Below are 15,372 nucleotides of genomic sequence, written 5' to 3' on the forward strand. Positions count from 1 at the left end.
GTGTATTGGACCGGGGAAATGGCGGACCGACCTATAGTTCCTAGGGTTCTCAAGCGCCGATGCCGCCCGAAAGGGACCTCACCGTATGAGCCTGCCGCCGGACGCCCCGGTCCACCGCTCCGGCGGAGAGCTGGCGGACTACGCCTCCCTCATCCGCCGCAGGTGGCCGATCCTGCTGTTCTTCCTCGCGGCCGGGACCGGCTGCGGCGCCGCCCTGCTCCGGCTCACCCCGCCCTCCTACACCGCCTCCGCGCAGGTGCTGGTCTCCCCGACGGGCCTGCTGGAGCAGACCAACCAGGTCACCAGCCGGCAGCGCGAGCCGCTCAACCTCGACACCGAGGCCCAGATCGCCCAGTCCGCGGTGGTCGCCGGGAAGGCCAGGGCCACGCTCAAGAACACCCCGGGCCCCGTCGAGGTCTCCGTGCCGCCCAACACCTCGGTCCTGGTGATCTCCTACACCGCCGCCGACCCGCACACCGCCGCGGCGGGGGCCGGCGCCTACGCCCGGGCCTACCTGGCCTACCGGGGCGAGTCCGCCACCCAGGCGCTGGACGCCCAGCTCAAGGCACTCCTCACCAAGCTCAAGCAGGTCAACGCGTCGCTGGTCACGGTGGCGGACACGCTGCCCGCGCTGGCGAGGGGCACGGCGGAACGGACCGTCGCGCTGCAGCGGCAGAACGTGCTCAGCCGGCAGATCTCCGGCCTCACCCTCAGATACGACGCGCTCAAGACCATCGCCGTCACCCCGGGATCGGTGATCAGCGACGCGGTCGCCCCGGCCGAGCCGACCGCTCCCAGCCCGCCCCTCCACCTCGGCAGCGGCCTCATGATCGGCCTGCTCGCCGGGACCGGCGCCGCCTGGCTCCGCGACCGGCTCGACACCAGGATCCGCGGGCGCTCCGACGTCAAGCGCCTGACCGGCCTCGACCTCGTCACCGGGGAGGAGATCGGCGAGCTGGCGGGCGTGGGGAGCGCCGTGCTGCTGGTCACCGTGCCGGGGACGTCCTCGCGCGACGTGGCGCAGGCCGTACGGCGGCTGGGCGAGCGCGGGATCCCCGTGATCGGCGCGGTCGCCACCCCGCCGGACGGCCCGCCGGCCGGATCCGGCGACCGGGCGGCGGAGAGCGGCAAGGCCCCGAAGCCCGGCCGGACCCCGAAGCCCGGCCGGGTCCGGAAGTCCGGCCGGGTCTCCAAGGCCGGCCGGACCCGCCCCGCCGCCGCCTCCGCTCCCGTCTCCACCTCCACCTCCGCCTCCGCTCCCGTCTCCACCTCCGCCGACGGCACGGCCCACGCCGTCGCTCCCGGCCCCTCAGACCGGACGGCCTACCCCGTCACCGGGGGACGGCCCGCGCCGGCCCCGGCCCAGGCCCCCCGGCCGCCGCTGCCGCCGCACCCGCCCGCGGCCGACAAGATGGTCTTCCCCTCGTGACCCTCGTGCGGGGCCTCCACCCGGCGGCCTGGCCGGTCGCCGCGCTCCTGGTCGGCTACCCCCTCTGGTGGGCGCTGGGCTTCGGCGGGCTGTCGGTGATCGTGCTGGCCCCGCCGATGGCGCTGGTCCTGTGGCGGCGGCGGCCGATCAGGGCGCCGCGCGGGTCCGGCCTCTGGCTGCTGCTGCTGGCGGGCTACCTGGTCAGCGCGCTCATGCTCGGCGAGATGCCGCCGGGCACCTACGGCGAGCTCGGCGCCGGGCGGGTGATCGGCTACCTGATGCGCCTGCTCCTCTACGTCTCCCTGATGGTCATGGTGCTCTACCTGGGCAACCTGACCGAGCGGGAGCTGCCGCAGCTCACCCTGGTGCGGATGCTCGGCGTGCTGTTCGTCACGACCGTCGCGGGCGGCCTGCTGGGCGTGCTCGCCCCGCAGGCCGGCTTCACCTCGCCGGTCGAACGGCTCCTGCCCCGCTGGATCAGCGGCAACTCCTTCGTCCACAACCTGATCCACCCCACCACCGCCCAGGTGCAGAAGGTCCTCGGCCACGCCTCCCCGCGCCCGGAGGCCCCGTTCGAATGGGCCAACGCCTGGGGCAGCAACGTCTCGGTGCTGCTCATCTGGTTCGTGGTCGGCTGGTGGGTGTACGGCGGGCCGCGCAGGCGCCTGGCCGTCGCCCCGCTGATCGCGCTGGCCGCCGTCCCGATCGTCTACTCCCTCAACCGCGGTCTCTGGATCGGCCTGGGCGTCACAACCGCCTACCTGTTCCTGCGGCTGGGCACGAAGGCCCGCGTCACGGTCTGCGCCGCGGCCGCCTGCGGGGCGCTGGTGTTCTTCCTCAGCCCGCTGCAGACGATGGTGGCCCAGCGGCTGGACAGCCCGCACAGCAACGACATCCGCGCCTTCACCGTGTCGGCGACCGTCGCCGCGGCGGGCAGCTCGCCGATCATCGGCTACGGCAACACCCGCAACGCGACGGGCAACCACCGCACCATCACCACCGGCAAGACCGGCTGGTGCGACACCTGCGGCCACCCGCCGCTGGGCAGCGACGGCCAGCTCTGGCACCTGATGATCACGCAGGGGTTCGTCGGAGCCGCGCTCTACGTGGCCTTCTTCGCCGGGGCCGTCCGCCGCCACTGGCGCGACCGGAGCCCGATCGGCCTGGCCGGGGTCCTGGTGATGATCCTCACCCTCCTCTACATGTTCGTCTACGACGGGCTGGTCACGCCGCTCAGCCTGTATCTCATCTCATTCGCGCTGCTCTGGAGGAACTCGATGGCGAGCAGGGCCACATGAACGACGCCCGCGCCCGGCTGCGCTACCTCGGCGAGACCCTCGACCTGCTGTTCCCCGGGCCCGGCCGGGCCCGCCCGTACAGCGTGCTCCCCCACCCGCTGCTCCCCCGCAGGCTGGCCCCCCGCGCGTGGTGGCACCCCGGCCGGAAGATCATGGTCCCCTCCGGGGAGGCCACGATCGAGACCTACCTCAGCGAGGCGCTGGGCGCCCCCATCAGGGCCGTGCTGCACGTCCGGCCCGCCCGGCGGGTCAACCGCAAGCCGATCCTGGAGGCCCACACCCCGGACGGGCTGGCCGCCTACGTGAAGATCGGCGACACCGACCGGGCCCGCGAGCTCATCGCCGACGAGGCGCGGACGCTCGACCTGCTCGCCGGCGTGCCGCTGAAGACCGTCGTCCCACCGGCCGTGCTGCACCACGGGTCCTGGCGCGGGCTGTCGGTGCTCGCGCTGAGCCCGCTGCCGGTACGGCGGGGCCGGATCCCCGCGGACCTGCTCGTCGACGCGGTCGGCGAGATCAGCCGGATCTCCGGCCCCGAGCACGCCTGGCACGGCGACTTCGCGCCGTGGAACATCGCGCGCGGGGCCGACGGGCGGCTGCTGGTCTGGGACTGGGAGCGGTTCGCCACCGGGGTGCCGCTCGGCTTCGACGCCGTCCACCACTTCTTCCAGCGCGCCCTGCGCCGCGCCGCCCCGGCGACCGCCGCCCGGGCCTGCCTGGCGCAGGCCCTGCCGGTCCTGGCGCCGTTCGGGCTGTCGGCGGCCGAGGCCAGATCGACCGTGATCCGCTACCTGATCGCGCTGGCCGACCGGCACGCGGCCGACGGCCACGCCCCGCTCGGCCCGCCCGGCCACTGGCTCAACCCCGTCGTCGACTTCCAGGAGGCCCTGACGTGAAGCCCAGGCTGAAGCGTTCCGTCCACGCCGTGTCACGGACCGCCGGGCGCCTCACCTCCGGGAGCCGGATGCTGCCCTCCTTCCTGATCGCCGGGGCACAACGCTCCGGCACCACCTCGCTCTACCGGGCGCTGGCCCAGCACCCGCTGATCCTCAAGCCCGTCTTCCACAAGGGCGTCCACTACTTCGACGTGGCCTACGACCGGGGCCTGTCGTGGTATCGCGCGCACTTCCCGCTGCGGGCCACGGCCGCCCGGCTGGCCCGCCGGTACGGCTGCCGCCCGCTGGCCTTCGAGTCCTCGCCCTACTACCTGTTCCATCCGCTCGCCTGCCCCCGGATCGCCTGGGACCTGCCGGGCGTGAAGGTGATCGTGCTGGTCCGCGATCCGGTGGAGCGCGCCTTCTCGGCCCACGCCCACGAGGTGGCCCGGGGCTTCGAGACCGAGACCTCCTTCGTCAGGGCCGTGGAGCTGGAGGAGAGCCGGCTGGCCGGGGCGGTGGAGGGACTGCGCGCCGCCCCGCACTCGGTGAACCACGCCCACCGCCACCACGCCTACCTGGCCAGGGGGCGCTACGCCGAGCAGCTCGCCCCGCTGGAGCCGCTGATCGGCCGGGACCGGCTGCTCGTCCTGGACAGCGGACGCTTCTTCGCCGGGCCGGAGGTCGTCTACGACCGGGTGCTGGAGTTCCTCGGGCTGCCGCACATCGGCGACCCGGTGTTCGAGCGGCACAACGCCCGGCCCCGGCCCGCGCCGATGCCCGACTCGCTCCGCCGCGAGCTGGCCGGCCACTTCGAGGAGTCCGACGCCCTGCTGACCCCGTGGCTCGGCGCGGAGCCGACATGGCGACGTTGACCCCGCCCCGGACCGCCGCCGGCCGGCGCGGAGCCGACGTGAGAGCACCGGCCTCGGCCTGGCCGCTCCCGCCGGACGAGGAGGAGCCGACATGGCGACGTTGACCCCGCCCCGCCTGAGCGGCCTGGCACGGGGCGGGCTGGCCGGGGTGGCCGGGGCCGGGATCGGCGCCGCCGCGCAGTTCGGGGTGGTCGTGCTGGTCATCCGGGGAGCCGGACAGGAGGTCGCGGGCGCCTTCTTCGCGGCGACCGCGCTGTGCCTGATGGCCGCCGGGATCCTGCGGCTGGACGCCGGCAGCGGGCTGATCTACTTCATCGCCCGGTCCCGGCCGTTCGGCTACCGCTGCACCTCCGGCTACGTCCGCGCGGCGCTCGTCCCGGTCGGGGCGCTCTCGCTGGCCGCCGGGGCGACGGCGCTGTCCGTCTCCCCCGACCCCACGGTCCTGGTGCTGGCCGCGGCGCTGCCCGTGCTGGTGTGCGCCGACGTCGTGGTGGCCGCGTCCCGCGGGTTCGGCGCGATGCGGCCGACCGTGCTGCTGGACGGCGTGCTCCAGCCGGTGGGCCAGCTCCTGCTGGTCTCGGCCGTGGTGCTGGCGGGCGCGGAGTCGGTGCCGCTGCTCGCGGCGGCCTGGGCCCTGCCCTCCCTGCCGGTCCTGCTGCTGTCGGCGCTCTGGCTGCGCCGGCGGCTGCCGCGCGGCCCCTACCTGCCGGGGACCGCGCACGACCTGTGGCGCTACACCTGGCCCCGCTCGATGGCCGCCGCGATCCAGGCGGTGTTCCAGCGGCTCGACATCGTGATCGTGGCGGTGCTCGCCGGACCGGCCGAGGCCGCCGTCTACACCGCCGCCACCCGGTTCAAGGTCGTGGGCCAGCTCGTCAACCAGGGGCTGACCCAGGCCGTGCAGCCGAGACTGGTGCGCGCGCTGGCCGAGGGCGACCTGGCGCGCGCCCGCGAGCTCTACCAGTCGACCACCATGTGGCTCACCCTGCTGACCTGGCCGCTCTGGCTGTGCTACGCCGCGCTCGCGCCGTGGCTGCTCGGCCTGTTCGGCGACGGCTACGCCTCCGGCGTCCCGGTGGCGCTCGTGCTGGCCGCGACGATGATGCTCGCCACCGCCTGCGGCATGGTCGACGTGGTGCTGACCGCCGCCGGACACACCGGTCCGAGCCTGGCCGTCCTGGCCGCCGCCATCGCGGTGACCCTGACGCTGGACGCGCTGCTGATCCCCGCCTGCGGGGCGTCCGGTGCCGCCCTCGGCTGGGCCGGGGGCATGCTGGTCAAGAACCTGCTGCCGCTGTGGCTGATCCACCGCCGATACGGCCTGCGCCCCTTCGGCGTCCACAGCCGGGCCGCCCTGAGAACATGGCGGGCGCGATGACGCCGGTGCTGGTGACCGGGCTGCCCCGGAGCGGGACGAGCTGGACCGGCAAGATGCTCGCGGCCGGCGGCGAGCTGGTCTACGTCAACGAGCCGCTGAACCCCCAGCATCCGCCCGGGCAGAGTCCCGGGGTGCTCAACGCCCGGGTCACCCACCGTTTCCAGTACATCTGCCCGGACAACGACGGCCGCTGGCTGCCCGCCTTCGCCGACACCGTCGCACTGCGCTACAGGTTCCTGGCCGAGCTGCGCCGTAACCGCTCGCCGTACGACCTGGCGAGGATGGTCCGCTACGGCACGGCGTTCACGCTCGGCCGGCTGGCCGGACGTCGGGCGCTGCTGGACGACCCGTTCGCGCTGTTCTCGGCCGGCTGGTTCGCCGAGCGGCTCGGCTGCCGGGTGGTGATCCTGGTCCGCGACCCGGTGTCGTTCGTCGGGAGCTGGCAGCGGCTCGGCTGGACGGTCTACTTCCACGAGCTGCTCGAACAGCCGCTGCTGGTCCGCGACCACCCGCACCTGGAGGAGCTGCGCCCGCTGGTCGGCTGCCAGGACCGGATCGTCAAGGCCGTCGCCCTGTGGCGCGCGGCCCGGACCGTCGCCGCCGACCTGGCCGCGCGCCATCCGGGGATCCTGCTGGCCCGCTACGAGGATCTGGCCGCCGACCCGCGGCGGGGCTTCCGCCGGCTGTATGAGTGGTCGGGCCTGAGCTGGTCCGACCGCGCCGGGGAGCGCATCTCCCGCGCCTGCACCTCGGCCGCCGCCGGCACCGGCGGCTTCGCCTGGAGCGGCCTGTCCCGCACCGCCTACCGGCCGATGGACTCCCGCCAGGCCCTGGCCACCGCGGCCGGACGGCTGACCCCGGAGGAGATCCACCGGGTCACGGAGCTGGCCGCCCGCTGACCCACGGACGCCGCGGACGCCTCCCGGGGGCGCCGTCCGGCGCGCTCGGCCGCCGGCGCCCATGAGCACGACAGGCCCGGGCGGCGCCCGGGGGAACGGGCTGACCTCAGGAGCGGGCTGACCTCAGGAGCGGGCCGGCCCCGGGAGCTCAGGAGAACAGGCGGCGCAGCAGGCAGGCGGTGAGCAGCCAGAGCGCGAACGGCAGGTCGTGGAGCAGATACCGGCGGGCCAGCCGGCCGGGCTCGTTGAGCAGCCGGAAGAGCCACTCCAGCCCGGCCCCCTGCATCCACCGGGGCGCCCGGCGGACCGCGCCGGCCGCGAAGGCGATGGCCGAGCCGCACCCGACGAACCAGGTGCCGGGCAGGTCCTTGCGGAGCGCCGCGATGAGCCGGTCCTGCTTGGGGAAGCCCAATCCGACGAAGACCAGCCGGGGCCCGGCGGCCACCACGGCGTCCCGGACCTCCGCGTAACCCTCGTCGCTGACCTCGAACCCGTACGGCGGGGCGTCGGTCCCGGCGACGAGCAGCCCAGGATGGCGGGCGGTCAGCCGCTCGGCCGCCTGCCTGGCCACTCCCGGCGGGCCGCCCAGCAGGTAGATCGGGTAGCGGTAGAAGGTGGCGGCCTCGGCCAGGGACCAGATCAGGTCGGCGCCGGGGACCCGGGCCGGGACGGGCGTGCCGAGCAGCCTCGCCGCCCACACCAGCGGCATGCCGTCGGCCACCACGAGATCGGCCCCCTCGATGATCCTGCGCGCCTCGGGATCACGGGCGGCGGCCCAGCTGATGTCCACGTTCGGAGTGACGAGGTGGCCGCCCTCGCCGCGTTTCAACGCGGCGACCACGTGGTCGACGACCTCGCCCTCGGTCATCGGGTCGATCGCCAGCCCGGCCACCTGCACCCTGCGGCGCAGCCGCCTGCGGGTGGCCCTGTCCGGCCGCGACCGCTGGCGCGGGACGCTCAACGTCTCATGGACGGTCCTGAACGCCATCAGATGCCGTGCCCGCGGTGGTGCAACGTGCTGAGCACGGTCTGCGCCGACACCAGGCCCGCCGCCACGGCGAGCGCGATCGGCGCGCGGAGTTCGCCGCGCCGCGCGGCGAAGGCCCGCCAGGCCCAGCGGCCCGCCTCCCGCCGCCGGCCGAGGGCGGCGTGGTGGAAGGCGAGCTGACCGTAGACCCGCGCCGCGCCGCGCGGATCCACGGCCAGATCAGGGTGCCGGGCGAGCATCCACTCCAGCCCGGCGATCCGGTCGGCCCAACGGGTGGCGTACAGGGAACCGCCCCAGCGGACGCGTACCAGAGGACGGTCGACATGCACGATCGGGTGGCGCGCGGCGGCGCGCAGCGCCAGATCCCAGTCCTCGTTCTGGCCGCCGGGCGCGCTCTCGTCGGCCCAGAGCGTGCCGCGCCGGAACAGGAACGTCGAGGAGTGCACCATCACCATGCGCGAGCGCACCAGGTCGGCGCGGGTGACCAGGCCGGTCCCGGCGAGGCGGGGGACGCGGCGCGAGCCGTACTCGACCTCGATGGCGCAGCTGGAGAACTCCGCGCCCGGCTCGGCCTCCAGCGCAGCGACCTGGGCGCCGACCTTGCCGAGCAGCCACTCGTCGTCGTCGTCGCAGAAGGACACCAGGTCGGTGCCGAGCGCCGCGATGCCCGTGTTGCGCGCCCCCGGCAGACCGGGGCTGAGCCGGTTGGCCACCACCCGGACGCCGCGCGGGGCCGTCTGCTCCCGCCGGGCCGCCGGAGCGCGGCGGGCCAGCAGACCGGCCACCTGGTCGGTCACCAGCGCCGGGTCGGCACCGTCGACGACGATGACGACCTCGACGGCGCCGGGGTGGTCCTGGCCGAGCGCGGCACGCGTGGCCGAGCGCAACTGTTCGGGCCTGCGCCCTCTCGTGGGGATGACCACGCCCACCGATGGACTCACGCGAGCCTCCCGCGATAGCCGTACTTGTTCATGAGTGGCCAGGTCAGTGCGGTGACCAGGCGTTGGTGCCGGGCCGAGGCGGCGGTGCGCCAGCCGTCGTCCGGGGTCAGCCCGATCCGGCCGACCGTGAAGCGCATGGGGTTGCCCGAGGCCGTATGGGCCACCGAGAGCTCGGCCTCGCCGTCGGCGAGGAAGTCGAGGCGGGGCCGGAGGCCGATCCTGGCGACCACCCGCCGGAGCGTGTCGACCGGCGCGCCGAGGAGATCCTCGTAGCGGACCCGGGTGACGGAGACACCCCGGCGGCCCAGGAGTTCGAGGCTGAGGTTCTGGGCCAGCCAGTGCAGCGAGGTGCGGGCCGGCGACCAGCGGGTCATCGGATGGCCGTCCTCGGGGCGGGCGACCCGCCGGTGCCAGGAGTGCGCGACCGCGCGGGGGTCGCGCACGACGTGCACGACGTGCACGTCGACTCCGGTGGCGGCCAGGCAGAAGGCCAGGGAGGCGTGCTTGCTGGAGTCGATCACGACCGGGCAGCCGGCGACCTCGCCCGCCGCGTCGTAGAGGCGACGGTGGGCGGCGGCGTATTCGCCCAGCTCGGCCAGCCCCGGGGAGGGCCATCCGCCGGTGTGTCCGCCCAGCTCGGCCAGCCCTGGGAACGGCCGTCCGGCCCCGCCCGGCTCCCCCAGCCCCGTGGGCGGCCGTCCGGCCCCGCCCGGCCATTCCTCGGCGAGGAGCTGGGCCAGTGTGGGGATGCGGCGGGTGCGGTCCACCCGGCGGCGGAGCGCCAGCACCCGGTGGGCCAGCGCCTCCGACCAGCCGCCGAACGCGCGCTCGCCGACCTCGCGCCAGAACGGGCAGGAGCCGAACGGCTCCCGGCATCCGCACGCCTCGTCCGCCAGCACGCCTCTGGCCCAGAGATGCACGACCTCCCCGAGGGGCGCGATACCGGGCACCTCGCCGAGGAGACGCTCCAGCAGCGTGGTGCCGCTGCGGCCGAGGCCGCCCACGAAAACGACCCTGGCGGGGGCCGGGCTGTCAGACACAGGCACGAATCCTTACCCAGCGAATACGGAACGTGCTGACAATAGCGCGGAGAGTAATCAATGGGTTAGGGAACAGACAAAGGATCTACCTGCGGGACGTCACGCCAAGACCGCACCCGTCCACAGCCCACCGGCCCCCTGTCCCATAGGACAGACCAGTCAGGCGGCACGACAGCCCAGCCGAGCCCCCTCCACAGCCCACCACCCCCACCTGGCCTCGCAGGACAGACCAGTCAGGCGGCACGACAGCCCAGCCGAGACCGCACCCGTCCACAGCCCATCGGCCCCGCCCGCCCCCGCAGGACGGACTCGCCCCTGCCGTGTCCCGTCCGGAGCCTCCGCCCTCTCTCCATCCCTCCGGACGGCGCGACGCCCTCCGGACAGCGCGACGGCCCCCTCCCCCGCCCGTGGTGACGGCGGTGGAGGGGGCCGGCGTGGGGTGCGCGGCGGGTGCCGGGGAGCCCTACTTGGCTTCGACGATCATCCCGGCGCCGACGGTGTTGCTGGTGGCCTCGTCCACGAGGATGAAGCCGCCGGTCAGACGGTTTCTCGCGTAGTCGTCGACGAACAGCGGCTGGGTGACGCGGAGCGAGACCCGGCCGATCTCGTTCAGGGTGAGCGACTGGGCCGACTCGTCACGGTGCAGGGTGTTGACGTCGAGCCGGTAGTGCAGGTCGCGGACCAGGGCCCGCGCCGTGCGGGTGGTGTGCTTGATGGTCAGCTTGGTGCGCGGGCCCAGCTTGCTGGCGTCGGTCATCCAGCAGATCATCGCCTCCAGCTCCTGGGCGACGTGCGGCTGGTTGTTCGGACGGCAGATCATGTCGCCGCGCGAGATGTCGATGTCGTCCTCCAGCCGGAGGGTCACCGACATCGGCGCGAACGCCTCCTCCACCGGCCCGTCGAAGGTGTCGATCGACGCGATCCGGGTGACCAGGCCCGAGGGCAGGTGCATGACCTCGTCACCCGGCTTCAGCACGCCGCCGGCGACCTGGCCCGCGTAGCCCCGGTAGTCGTGGAGGGTCGGGTCGGTGGCCCGCTGCGGCCGGATGACGTACTGGACGGGGAAACGCACGTCGACCAGGTTCCGGTCGGAGGCGATGTGCACGTGCTCCAGGTGGTGCAGCAGGGAGGAGCCGTTGTACCAGGGCATGTTCTCCGAGCGCGAGACCACGTTGTCGCCGTGCAGCGCCGAGATCGGGATGAACGTCAGGTCGGGCGCGTTCAGCTTGGCGGCGAACGAGGTGAACTCCTCGCGGATCTCCTCGAACCGTTCCTGGGAGTAGTCGACCAGGTCCATCTTGTTGACGGCCAGCACCAGGTGCGGCACCCGCAGCAGCGTCGTCAGGAACGCGTGCCGCCGTGACTGCTCCAGCACGCCCTTGCGCGCGTCGATCAGGACGATCGCCAGGTCGGCCGTGGAGGCGCCGGTGACCATGTTGCGGGTGTACTGGATGTGCCCGGGGGTGTCGGCGATGATGAACTTGCGCTTGGGGGTGGCGAAGTAGCGGTAGGCCACGTCGATCGTGATGCCCTGCTCCCGCTCGGCCCGCAGGCCGTCGGTGAGCAGTGACAGGTCGGTGTATTCGGTGCCGCGGTCGCGGGAGGTGCGCTCGACCGCCTCGAGCTGGTCTTCGAAGATCGCCTTGGAGTCGAAGAGCAGCCGCCCGATGAGGGTCGACTTTCCGTCGTCGACGCTTCCCGCCGTGGCAAAGCGAAGGATGTCCATCAGAACTGCTCTCCAGAGGTCGTACGGCTTTCGCGGGAAGACTGCGTCGGAAGTGGCCCTCGGATCTCACGCGGCCGCTCTTCCGTGCGGGCCGAGCGGCGCGGCAGGAGGTCACGCACTAGAAGTAGCCCTCCCTCTTGCGGTCTTCCATGGAGGCCTCGGAGGCGCGGTCGTCGGCGCGGGTGGCGCCGCGCTCGGTGATCCTGGTGGCGGCGATCTCGTTGATGATCTCTTCGACCGTCGCGGCGGCGGACTGGACGGCGCCGGTGCAGGTCACGTCGCCGACCGTGCGGTAGCGGACCACGGCCTCGAAGAGCGGCTCGTCCTCGTCGCGGGTGATGAACTCGCTGTCGGCCAGCAGCATGCCGTCTCGCTCGAACACCTTGCGCGTGTGCGCGTAGTAGATCGACGGGATCTCGATGCCCTCGCGCCGGATGTAGTCCCAGATGTCGAGCTCGGTCCAGTTGGACAGCGGGAACACCCGGATGTGCTCGCCCTTGCGGATCTTGGAGTTGTAGAGGTTCCACAGCTCCGGCCGCTGGCTCTTCGGGTCCCACTGGCCGAACTCGTCGCGGAAGGAGAACACCCGCTCCTTGGCGCGGGCCTTCTCCTCATCACGGCGGGCGCCGCCGAACACCGCGTCGTACTCGTTGTCCTCGATCGCGTCCAGCAGGGTGGTGGTCTGCAGCCGGTTGCGGGAGGCCCGGCGGCCGGTCTCCTCGGCCACCCGGCCGGCGTCGATGGAGTCCTGCACGCTGGCCACGACCAGGCGCGCCCCCAGCTCTGCGGCCCGGCGGTCGCGGAACTCGATGACCTCGGAGAAGTTGTGCCCGGTGTCGACGTGCATCAGCGGGAAGGGGATCGGCGCGGGCCAGAACGCCTTCTCCGCGATGCGGAGCATGACGATGGAATCTTTACCACCGGAGAAGAGCAGACACGGACGCTCGAACTCGGCCGCCACTTCACGCATGATGTGAATGGCCTCTGCCTCGAGGACATCGAGCTGCGACGTGGTGTAGTCGCACTGGAGCATCAGACTCTCCTAGCGGGGATTTATCGGTGCAGATCCCGGATTCCAGCGAGCAGCGTTGGCGCTAGTCCCGGTAGGGAAACAAGGATATCCGGCAGTGACGGGTCACCTTGGTTATACGTCAGCGGCGAGCCGTCGATACGGCTGGCGTGGACCCCGGCGGCCAGGGCCACCGCCACCGGCGCGGCGGAGTCCCATTCGTACTGACCGCCGGCGTGCACGTAGGCCTCGACCTCTCCGGTGAGCACCGCGGAGATCTTCGCGCCCGCCGATCCGATCGGCACCAGGTCGGCGCCAGCCCGGGCGGCCAGGTTCTGGACGAACTCCGGCGGGCGGGTCCGGCTGACCGCGATCCGCGGCCTGGCCTGCGGCCGCGCCGCCGGCAGCACGGGGGGTTCGAGGGTGGACAGCGTGCGGCCCTGGGCGGGCAGCGCCACCGCCCCGGCGGTCAGCTCCCCGCGCTCCCAGAGCGCCACGTGGACCGCCCAGTCGGCGCGGCCCTCCTCGGCGAACTCTCGGGTGCCGTCGAGCGGGTCGACGATCCAGACCCGCTCGGCCCTGAGCCGCCGGGGGTCGAGACGTTCCTCCCTGGTCGCCTCCTCCGACAGGACACTGTCACCCGGGCGCGACCGTGCGAGGGCCTCCATCAGGAACAGGTGCGCGGAGGCGTCGCCCTCCTTGCGGAGCGCGGTGGGGTCGGCGAACCCCTCTTTCTCCCTCAGGGCCAGCAACCTCTCACCGGCCTCCGTCGCCAGGTCCGTGGCGAGAGTGTGATCGTCGCGGATCGTCATCAGTATGCTCCAGCTCCTCGCGCGACAGCCGACCAAGTCTTCCACAGGATCTGCAGGTCCAGCGTGAGGGACCAATTCTCCACATAACGCAAATCCAACCGCACCGATTCCTCCCAAGATAGGTCAGATCGCCCGCTCACTTGCCAGAGACCGGTCATCCCCGGCTTGACCAGAAGCCTGCGCCGGACGTCGTCTCCGTAGCGGGCGACCTCGTCCGGCAGCGGCGGCCGGGGACCGACCAGGGACATGTGGCCGAGCAGCACGTTGATCAACTGAGGCAGCTCGTCCAGGGAGTGACGGCGCAGCCGGGCGCCCAGCGGGGTCACCCGCGGATCTTTCCGGATCTTGAACAGCACGCCCTGCCCGTCCCCGGCGAGCTCGATCCGCTGCCGCTCGGCGTCGGCGCCCATCGTCCGGAACTTGTAGATCGTGAACTCGGTGCCGCCCCGGCCCACCCGCGTCTGACGGAAGAACGCGGGGCCGGGACTCGACATCCGCACGGCCACCGCCAGGGCGGCCAGCAGCGGCAGCAGCGCCACCAGCAGCAGCCCCGCCCCCAACCGGTCGAAGAGGTTCTTGACCACCTGACGCAGGCCGGCGATCTCGGGGTGGTCCACGTGCAGCAGCGGCAGCCCCGCCGCCGGGCGGATCGTGATCCGCGGCCCCGCCACCTCCATGAGCGCCGGCGCCACGACCAGGTCGGTGTCGGTCTTCTCCAGCCGCCAGGCCAGCCGCCGCAGCGCCACCCCGTCCATCTCCGGACAGGCCAGCACGGCCACGGTGTCGGCCGCGATCTGCCCGACCACGAGCGGGACGTCGGACAGGTCTCCCAGGACGGGGACCCCCTCCACGTCGCCCATGCCGTCACGCGGCATGCAGACCCCCACGACCTCCATGCCGTGATAGCGCTCCCGGCGGAAGCGGCGGATCAGCTCGGCGGTCGCGGCCCGGTGGCCCACCGTCACGACCCGCCGCATGCAGCCGCCCTGCGCCCGCCTGCGGTGCAGCCGACGGCGCAGGCCGTAACGGGCCAGGAGGGTGAGGAAGGTCGTCAGCGGGATCGCCAGCACCACGTAGCCGCGGGCCACGTCGGTCTTGGTCCCGTAGGCACCGATGGCGAGGGCCGCGGTGAGCATGAAGCCGCACTGGAAGACCCGCTGGAACTCCTCGGACCCCAGGCCGAACAGCCGGGGCTCGTAGGCGCGGTTCAGCGCGACCGCGCAGACCCAGGCGGCGGGGAGCGCGGCGCTCAACATCACGTAGGGGATGACGTAGGGAGTAACCTCACCGAAGCGGACGAACAGCGCGAGGAACCCGGCGAGAGAGGCGGAGCAGAGGTCTGCGGCGACGGCCCGCGCCCGGTAACCGCGCACCCACCCCGGCATGCGCGGCCGGGACACCGGGACGGATCTCGGCGCCGCCTGGACGACGGTCACGTCGCGCACGCGCTCCCCCTACGTAACCACTGACAAACGGACAGTCACCGAATGCTAGCGGGCGGAAGAAAGGCCAGGAGGTTGAAGACCGAAACGTATATCTCTGTGGACATTGAGGCTGATGGCCCGATCCCAGGGCCGTACTCGATGGTCAGTTTCGGCATGGCCGTGGCCGGGCGGATGACCGGAAAGGTCTTCGAACCCGTCGATCCGCAGCTCCACACCTTCTACGCCGAGCTGAGGCCCATCAGCGACGACCACGTGCCCGAGGCGCTCGCCGTAAGCGGGCTCGACCGGGAGACGCTGATCCGCGAGGGCACCGACCCGGCCGAGGCGATGAAGGGCGCCGCCGGGTGGATCCGCGAGGTGTGCGGCAACAGCACGCCGGTGATGGCGGCCTATCCGCTCTCCTACGACTGGATGTGGATGTACTGGTACTTCATGCGCTTCGGCGGCGCCTCGCCGTTCGGGCACTCACGCTGCCTCGACCTCAAGACGTTCTACGCCGCCAGGGCGGGCGTGCCCGTCGGCTGGGCCACCAAGCGGCAGATGCCCAAGCACCTGCTCTCCTCCCGGCCGCACACCCACAACGCGCTCGACGACGCCGTCGAGCAGGCCGAACTGCTGCAGAACCTGATGACCCTCACCTGAGCGGCCCGTACGGCA

At 72.9% G+C, this 15,372-nt stretch carries 14 protein-coding genes; 7 read left to right on the forward strand and 7 right to left on the reverse strand.

The features are described from left to right. Positions 1-85 precede the first annotated feature (85 nt). The 6 genes from ACZ6R6_RS28430 to ACZ6R6_RS28455 all read left to right on the forward strand — a co-directional run bounded on the left by ACZ6R6_RS28430 (position 86) and on the right by ACZ6R6_RS28455 (position 6,754). Positions 86-1,429, forward strand: a complete 1,344-nt coding sequence (locus tag ACZ6R6_RS28430; RefSeq protein WP_470098327.1) for a YveK family protein — start codon at positions 86-88, stop codon at positions 1,427-1,429. Continuing rightward, positions 1,426-2,727 (forward strand): O-antigen ligase family protein, encoded by a 1,302-nt coding sequence (locus ACZ6R6_RS28435; RefSeq protein WP_470098329.1) that lies wholly within the window; start codon positions 1,426-1,428, stop codon positions 2,725-2,727. Before ACZ6R6_RS28430 ends, ACZ6R6_RS28435 begins: the two co-directional genes overlap by 4 nt. Beyond that, entirely contained in the window at positions 2,724-3,623 is a 900-nt protein-coding gene (locus tag ACZ6R6_RS28440) for a hypothetical protein (protein ID WP_470098331.1), read from the forward strand. Before ACZ6R6_RS28435 ends, ACZ6R6_RS28440 begins: the two co-directional genes overlap by 4 nt. Continuing rightward, positions 3,620-4,477 carry a sulfotransferase gene (locus tag ACZ6R6_RS28445; protein WP_470098333.1) on the forward strand — a complete coding sequence of 286 codons (858 nt, stop codon included), beginning with the start codon at positions 3,620-3,622 and terminating at the stop codon, positions 4,475-4,477. Before ACZ6R6_RS28440 ends, ACZ6R6_RS28445 begins: the two co-directional genes overlap by 4 nt. A gap of 91 nt (positions 4,478-4,568) precedes the next feature. Continuing rightward, the gene (locus ACZ6R6_RS28450) at positions 4,569-5,855 is read left to right on the forward strand and encodes a lipopolysaccharide biosynthesis protein (protein ID WP_470098335.1); all 1,287 of its coding nucleotides are present in this window, start codon (positions 4,569-4,571) and stop codon (positions 5,853-5,855) included. Beyond that, positions 5,852-6,754: a sulfotransferase gene (locus ACZ6R6_RS28455; RefSeq protein WP_470098337.1), complete on the forward strand. Its 903-nt coding sequence runs from the start codon at positions 5,852-5,854 to the stop codon at positions 6,752-6,754. The genes ACZ6R6_RS28450 and ACZ6R6_RS28455 overlap by 4 nt, the downstream gene beginning before the upstream one ends. A 148-nt stretch (positions 6,755-6,902) precedes the next feature. Here ACZ6R6_RS28455 and ACZ6R6_RS28460 read toward each other — a convergent pair whose 3' ends face one another. The 7 genes from ACZ6R6_RS28460 to ACZ6R6_RS28490 form a co-directional block, all read right to left on the reverse strand. Then, positions 6,903-7,742: a WecB/TagA/CpsF family glycosyltransferase gene (locus ACZ6R6_RS28460; RefSeq protein WP_470098339.1), complete on the reverse strand. Its 840-nt coding sequence runs from the start codon at positions 7,740-7,742 to the stop codon at positions 6,903-6,905. Continuing rightward, positions 7,742-8,683: a glycosyltransferase family 2 protein gene (locus ACZ6R6_RS28465; protein WP_470098341.1), complete on the reverse strand. Its 942-nt coding sequence runs from the start codon at positions 8,681-8,683 to the stop codon at positions 7,742-7,744. The genes ACZ6R6_RS28460 and ACZ6R6_RS28465 overlap by 1 nt, the downstream gene beginning before the upstream one ends. Beyond that, complete coding sequence (locus ACZ6R6_RS28470) at positions 8,680-9,723, reverse strand: sulfotransferase (RefSeq protein ID WP_470098343.1); 1,044 nt, start codon at positions 9,721-9,723, stop codon at positions 8,680-8,682. Before ACZ6R6_RS28470 ends, ACZ6R6_RS28465 begins: the two co-directional genes overlap by 4 nt. Positions 9,724-10,186: 463 nt before the next feature. Beyond that, entirely contained in the window at positions 10,187-11,449 is a 1,263-nt protein-coding gene (gene cysN, locus ACZ6R6_RS28475; protein WP_470098345.1) for a sulfate adenylyltransferase subunit CysN, read from the reverse strand. Positions 11,450-11,567: 118 nt separating this feature from the next. Further along, the gene (cysD, locus tag ACZ6R6_RS28480; protein WP_470098347.1) at positions 11,568-12,482 is read right to left on the reverse strand and encodes a sulfate adenylyltransferase subunit CysD; all 915 of its coding nucleotides are present in this window, start codon (positions 12,480-12,482) and stop codon (positions 11,568-11,570) included. Positions 12,483-12,502: 20 nt separating this feature from the next. Further along, positions 12,503-13,270 (reverse strand): 3'(2'),5'-bisphosphate nucleotidase CysQ, encoded by a 768-nt coding sequence (locus ACZ6R6_RS28485; RefSeq protein ID WP_470098349.1) that lies wholly within the window; start codon positions 13,268-13,270, stop codon positions 12,503-12,505. Further along, positions 13,270-14,655 (reverse strand): sugar transferase, encoded by a 1,386-nt coding sequence (locus ACZ6R6_RS28490; RefSeq protein WP_470098402.1) that lies wholly within the window; start codon positions 14,653-14,655, stop codon positions 13,270-13,272. Before ACZ6R6_RS28490 ends, ACZ6R6_RS28485 begins: the two co-directional genes overlap by 1 nt. Before the next feature lie 198 nt (positions 14,656-14,853). On the opposite strand from ACZ6R6_RS28490, the gene ACZ6R6_RS28495 reads away from it, so the two are divergent. Next, a complete protein-coding gene (locus ACZ6R6_RS28495; protein ID WP_470098351.1) occupies positions 14,854-15,357 on the forward strand; it encodes an exonuclease in 504 nt (167 codons plus the stop codon). Positions 15,358-15,372: the final 15 nt, after the last annotated feature.

Source organism: Streptosporangium sp. NPDC048886 (assembly GCF_055586905.1).

What these genes read in the sequence shown, in the direction of transcription:
- ACZ6R6_RS28460 (WP_470098339.1), bottom strand. Translation starts at nt 7,742, where the DNA reads ATGGCGTTCAGGACCGTCCATGAGACGTTGAGCGTCCCGCGCCAGCGG.
- ACZ6R6_RS28440 (WP_470098331.1), top strand. Translation starts at nt 2,724, where the DNA reads ATGAACGACGCCCGCGCCCGGCTGCGCTACCTCGGCGAGACCCTCGAC.
- cysN (WP_470098345.1), bottom strand. Translation starts at nt 11,449, where the DNA reads ATGGACATCCTTCGCTTTGCCACGGCGGGAAGCGTCGACGACGGAAAG.
- ACZ6R6_RS28495 (WP_470098351.1), top strand. Translation starts at nt 14,854, where the DNA reads ATGGTCAGTTTCGGCATGGCCGTGGCCGGGCGGATGACCGGAAAGGTC.
- ACZ6R6_RS28450 (WP_470098335.1), top strand. Translation starts at nt 4,569, where the DNA reads ATGGCGACGTTGACCCCGCCCCGCCTGAGCGGCCTGGCACGGGGCGGG.
- ACZ6R6_RS28485 (WP_470098349.1), bottom strand. Translation starts at nt 13,270, where the DNA reads ATGACGATCCGCGACGATCACACTCTCGCCACGGACCTGGCGACGGAG.
- cysD (WP_470098347.1), bottom strand. Translation starts at nt 12,482, where the DNA reads ATGCTCCAGTGCGACTACACCACGTCGCAGCTCGATGTCCTCGAGGCA.
- ACZ6R6_RS28490 (WP_470098402.1), bottom strand. Translation starts at nt 14,655, where the DNA reads ATGCCGGGGTGGGTGCGCGGTTACCGGGCGCGGGCCGTCGCCGCAGAC.
- ACZ6R6_RS28430 (WP_470098327.1), top strand. Translation starts at nt 86, where the DNA reads ATGAGCCTGCCGCCGGACGCCCCGGTCCACCGCTCCGGCGGAGAGCTG.
- ACZ6R6_RS28455 (WP_470098337.1), top strand. Translation starts at nt 5,852, where the DNA reads ATGACGCCGGTGCTGGTGACCGGGCTGCCCCGGAGCGGGACGAGCTGG.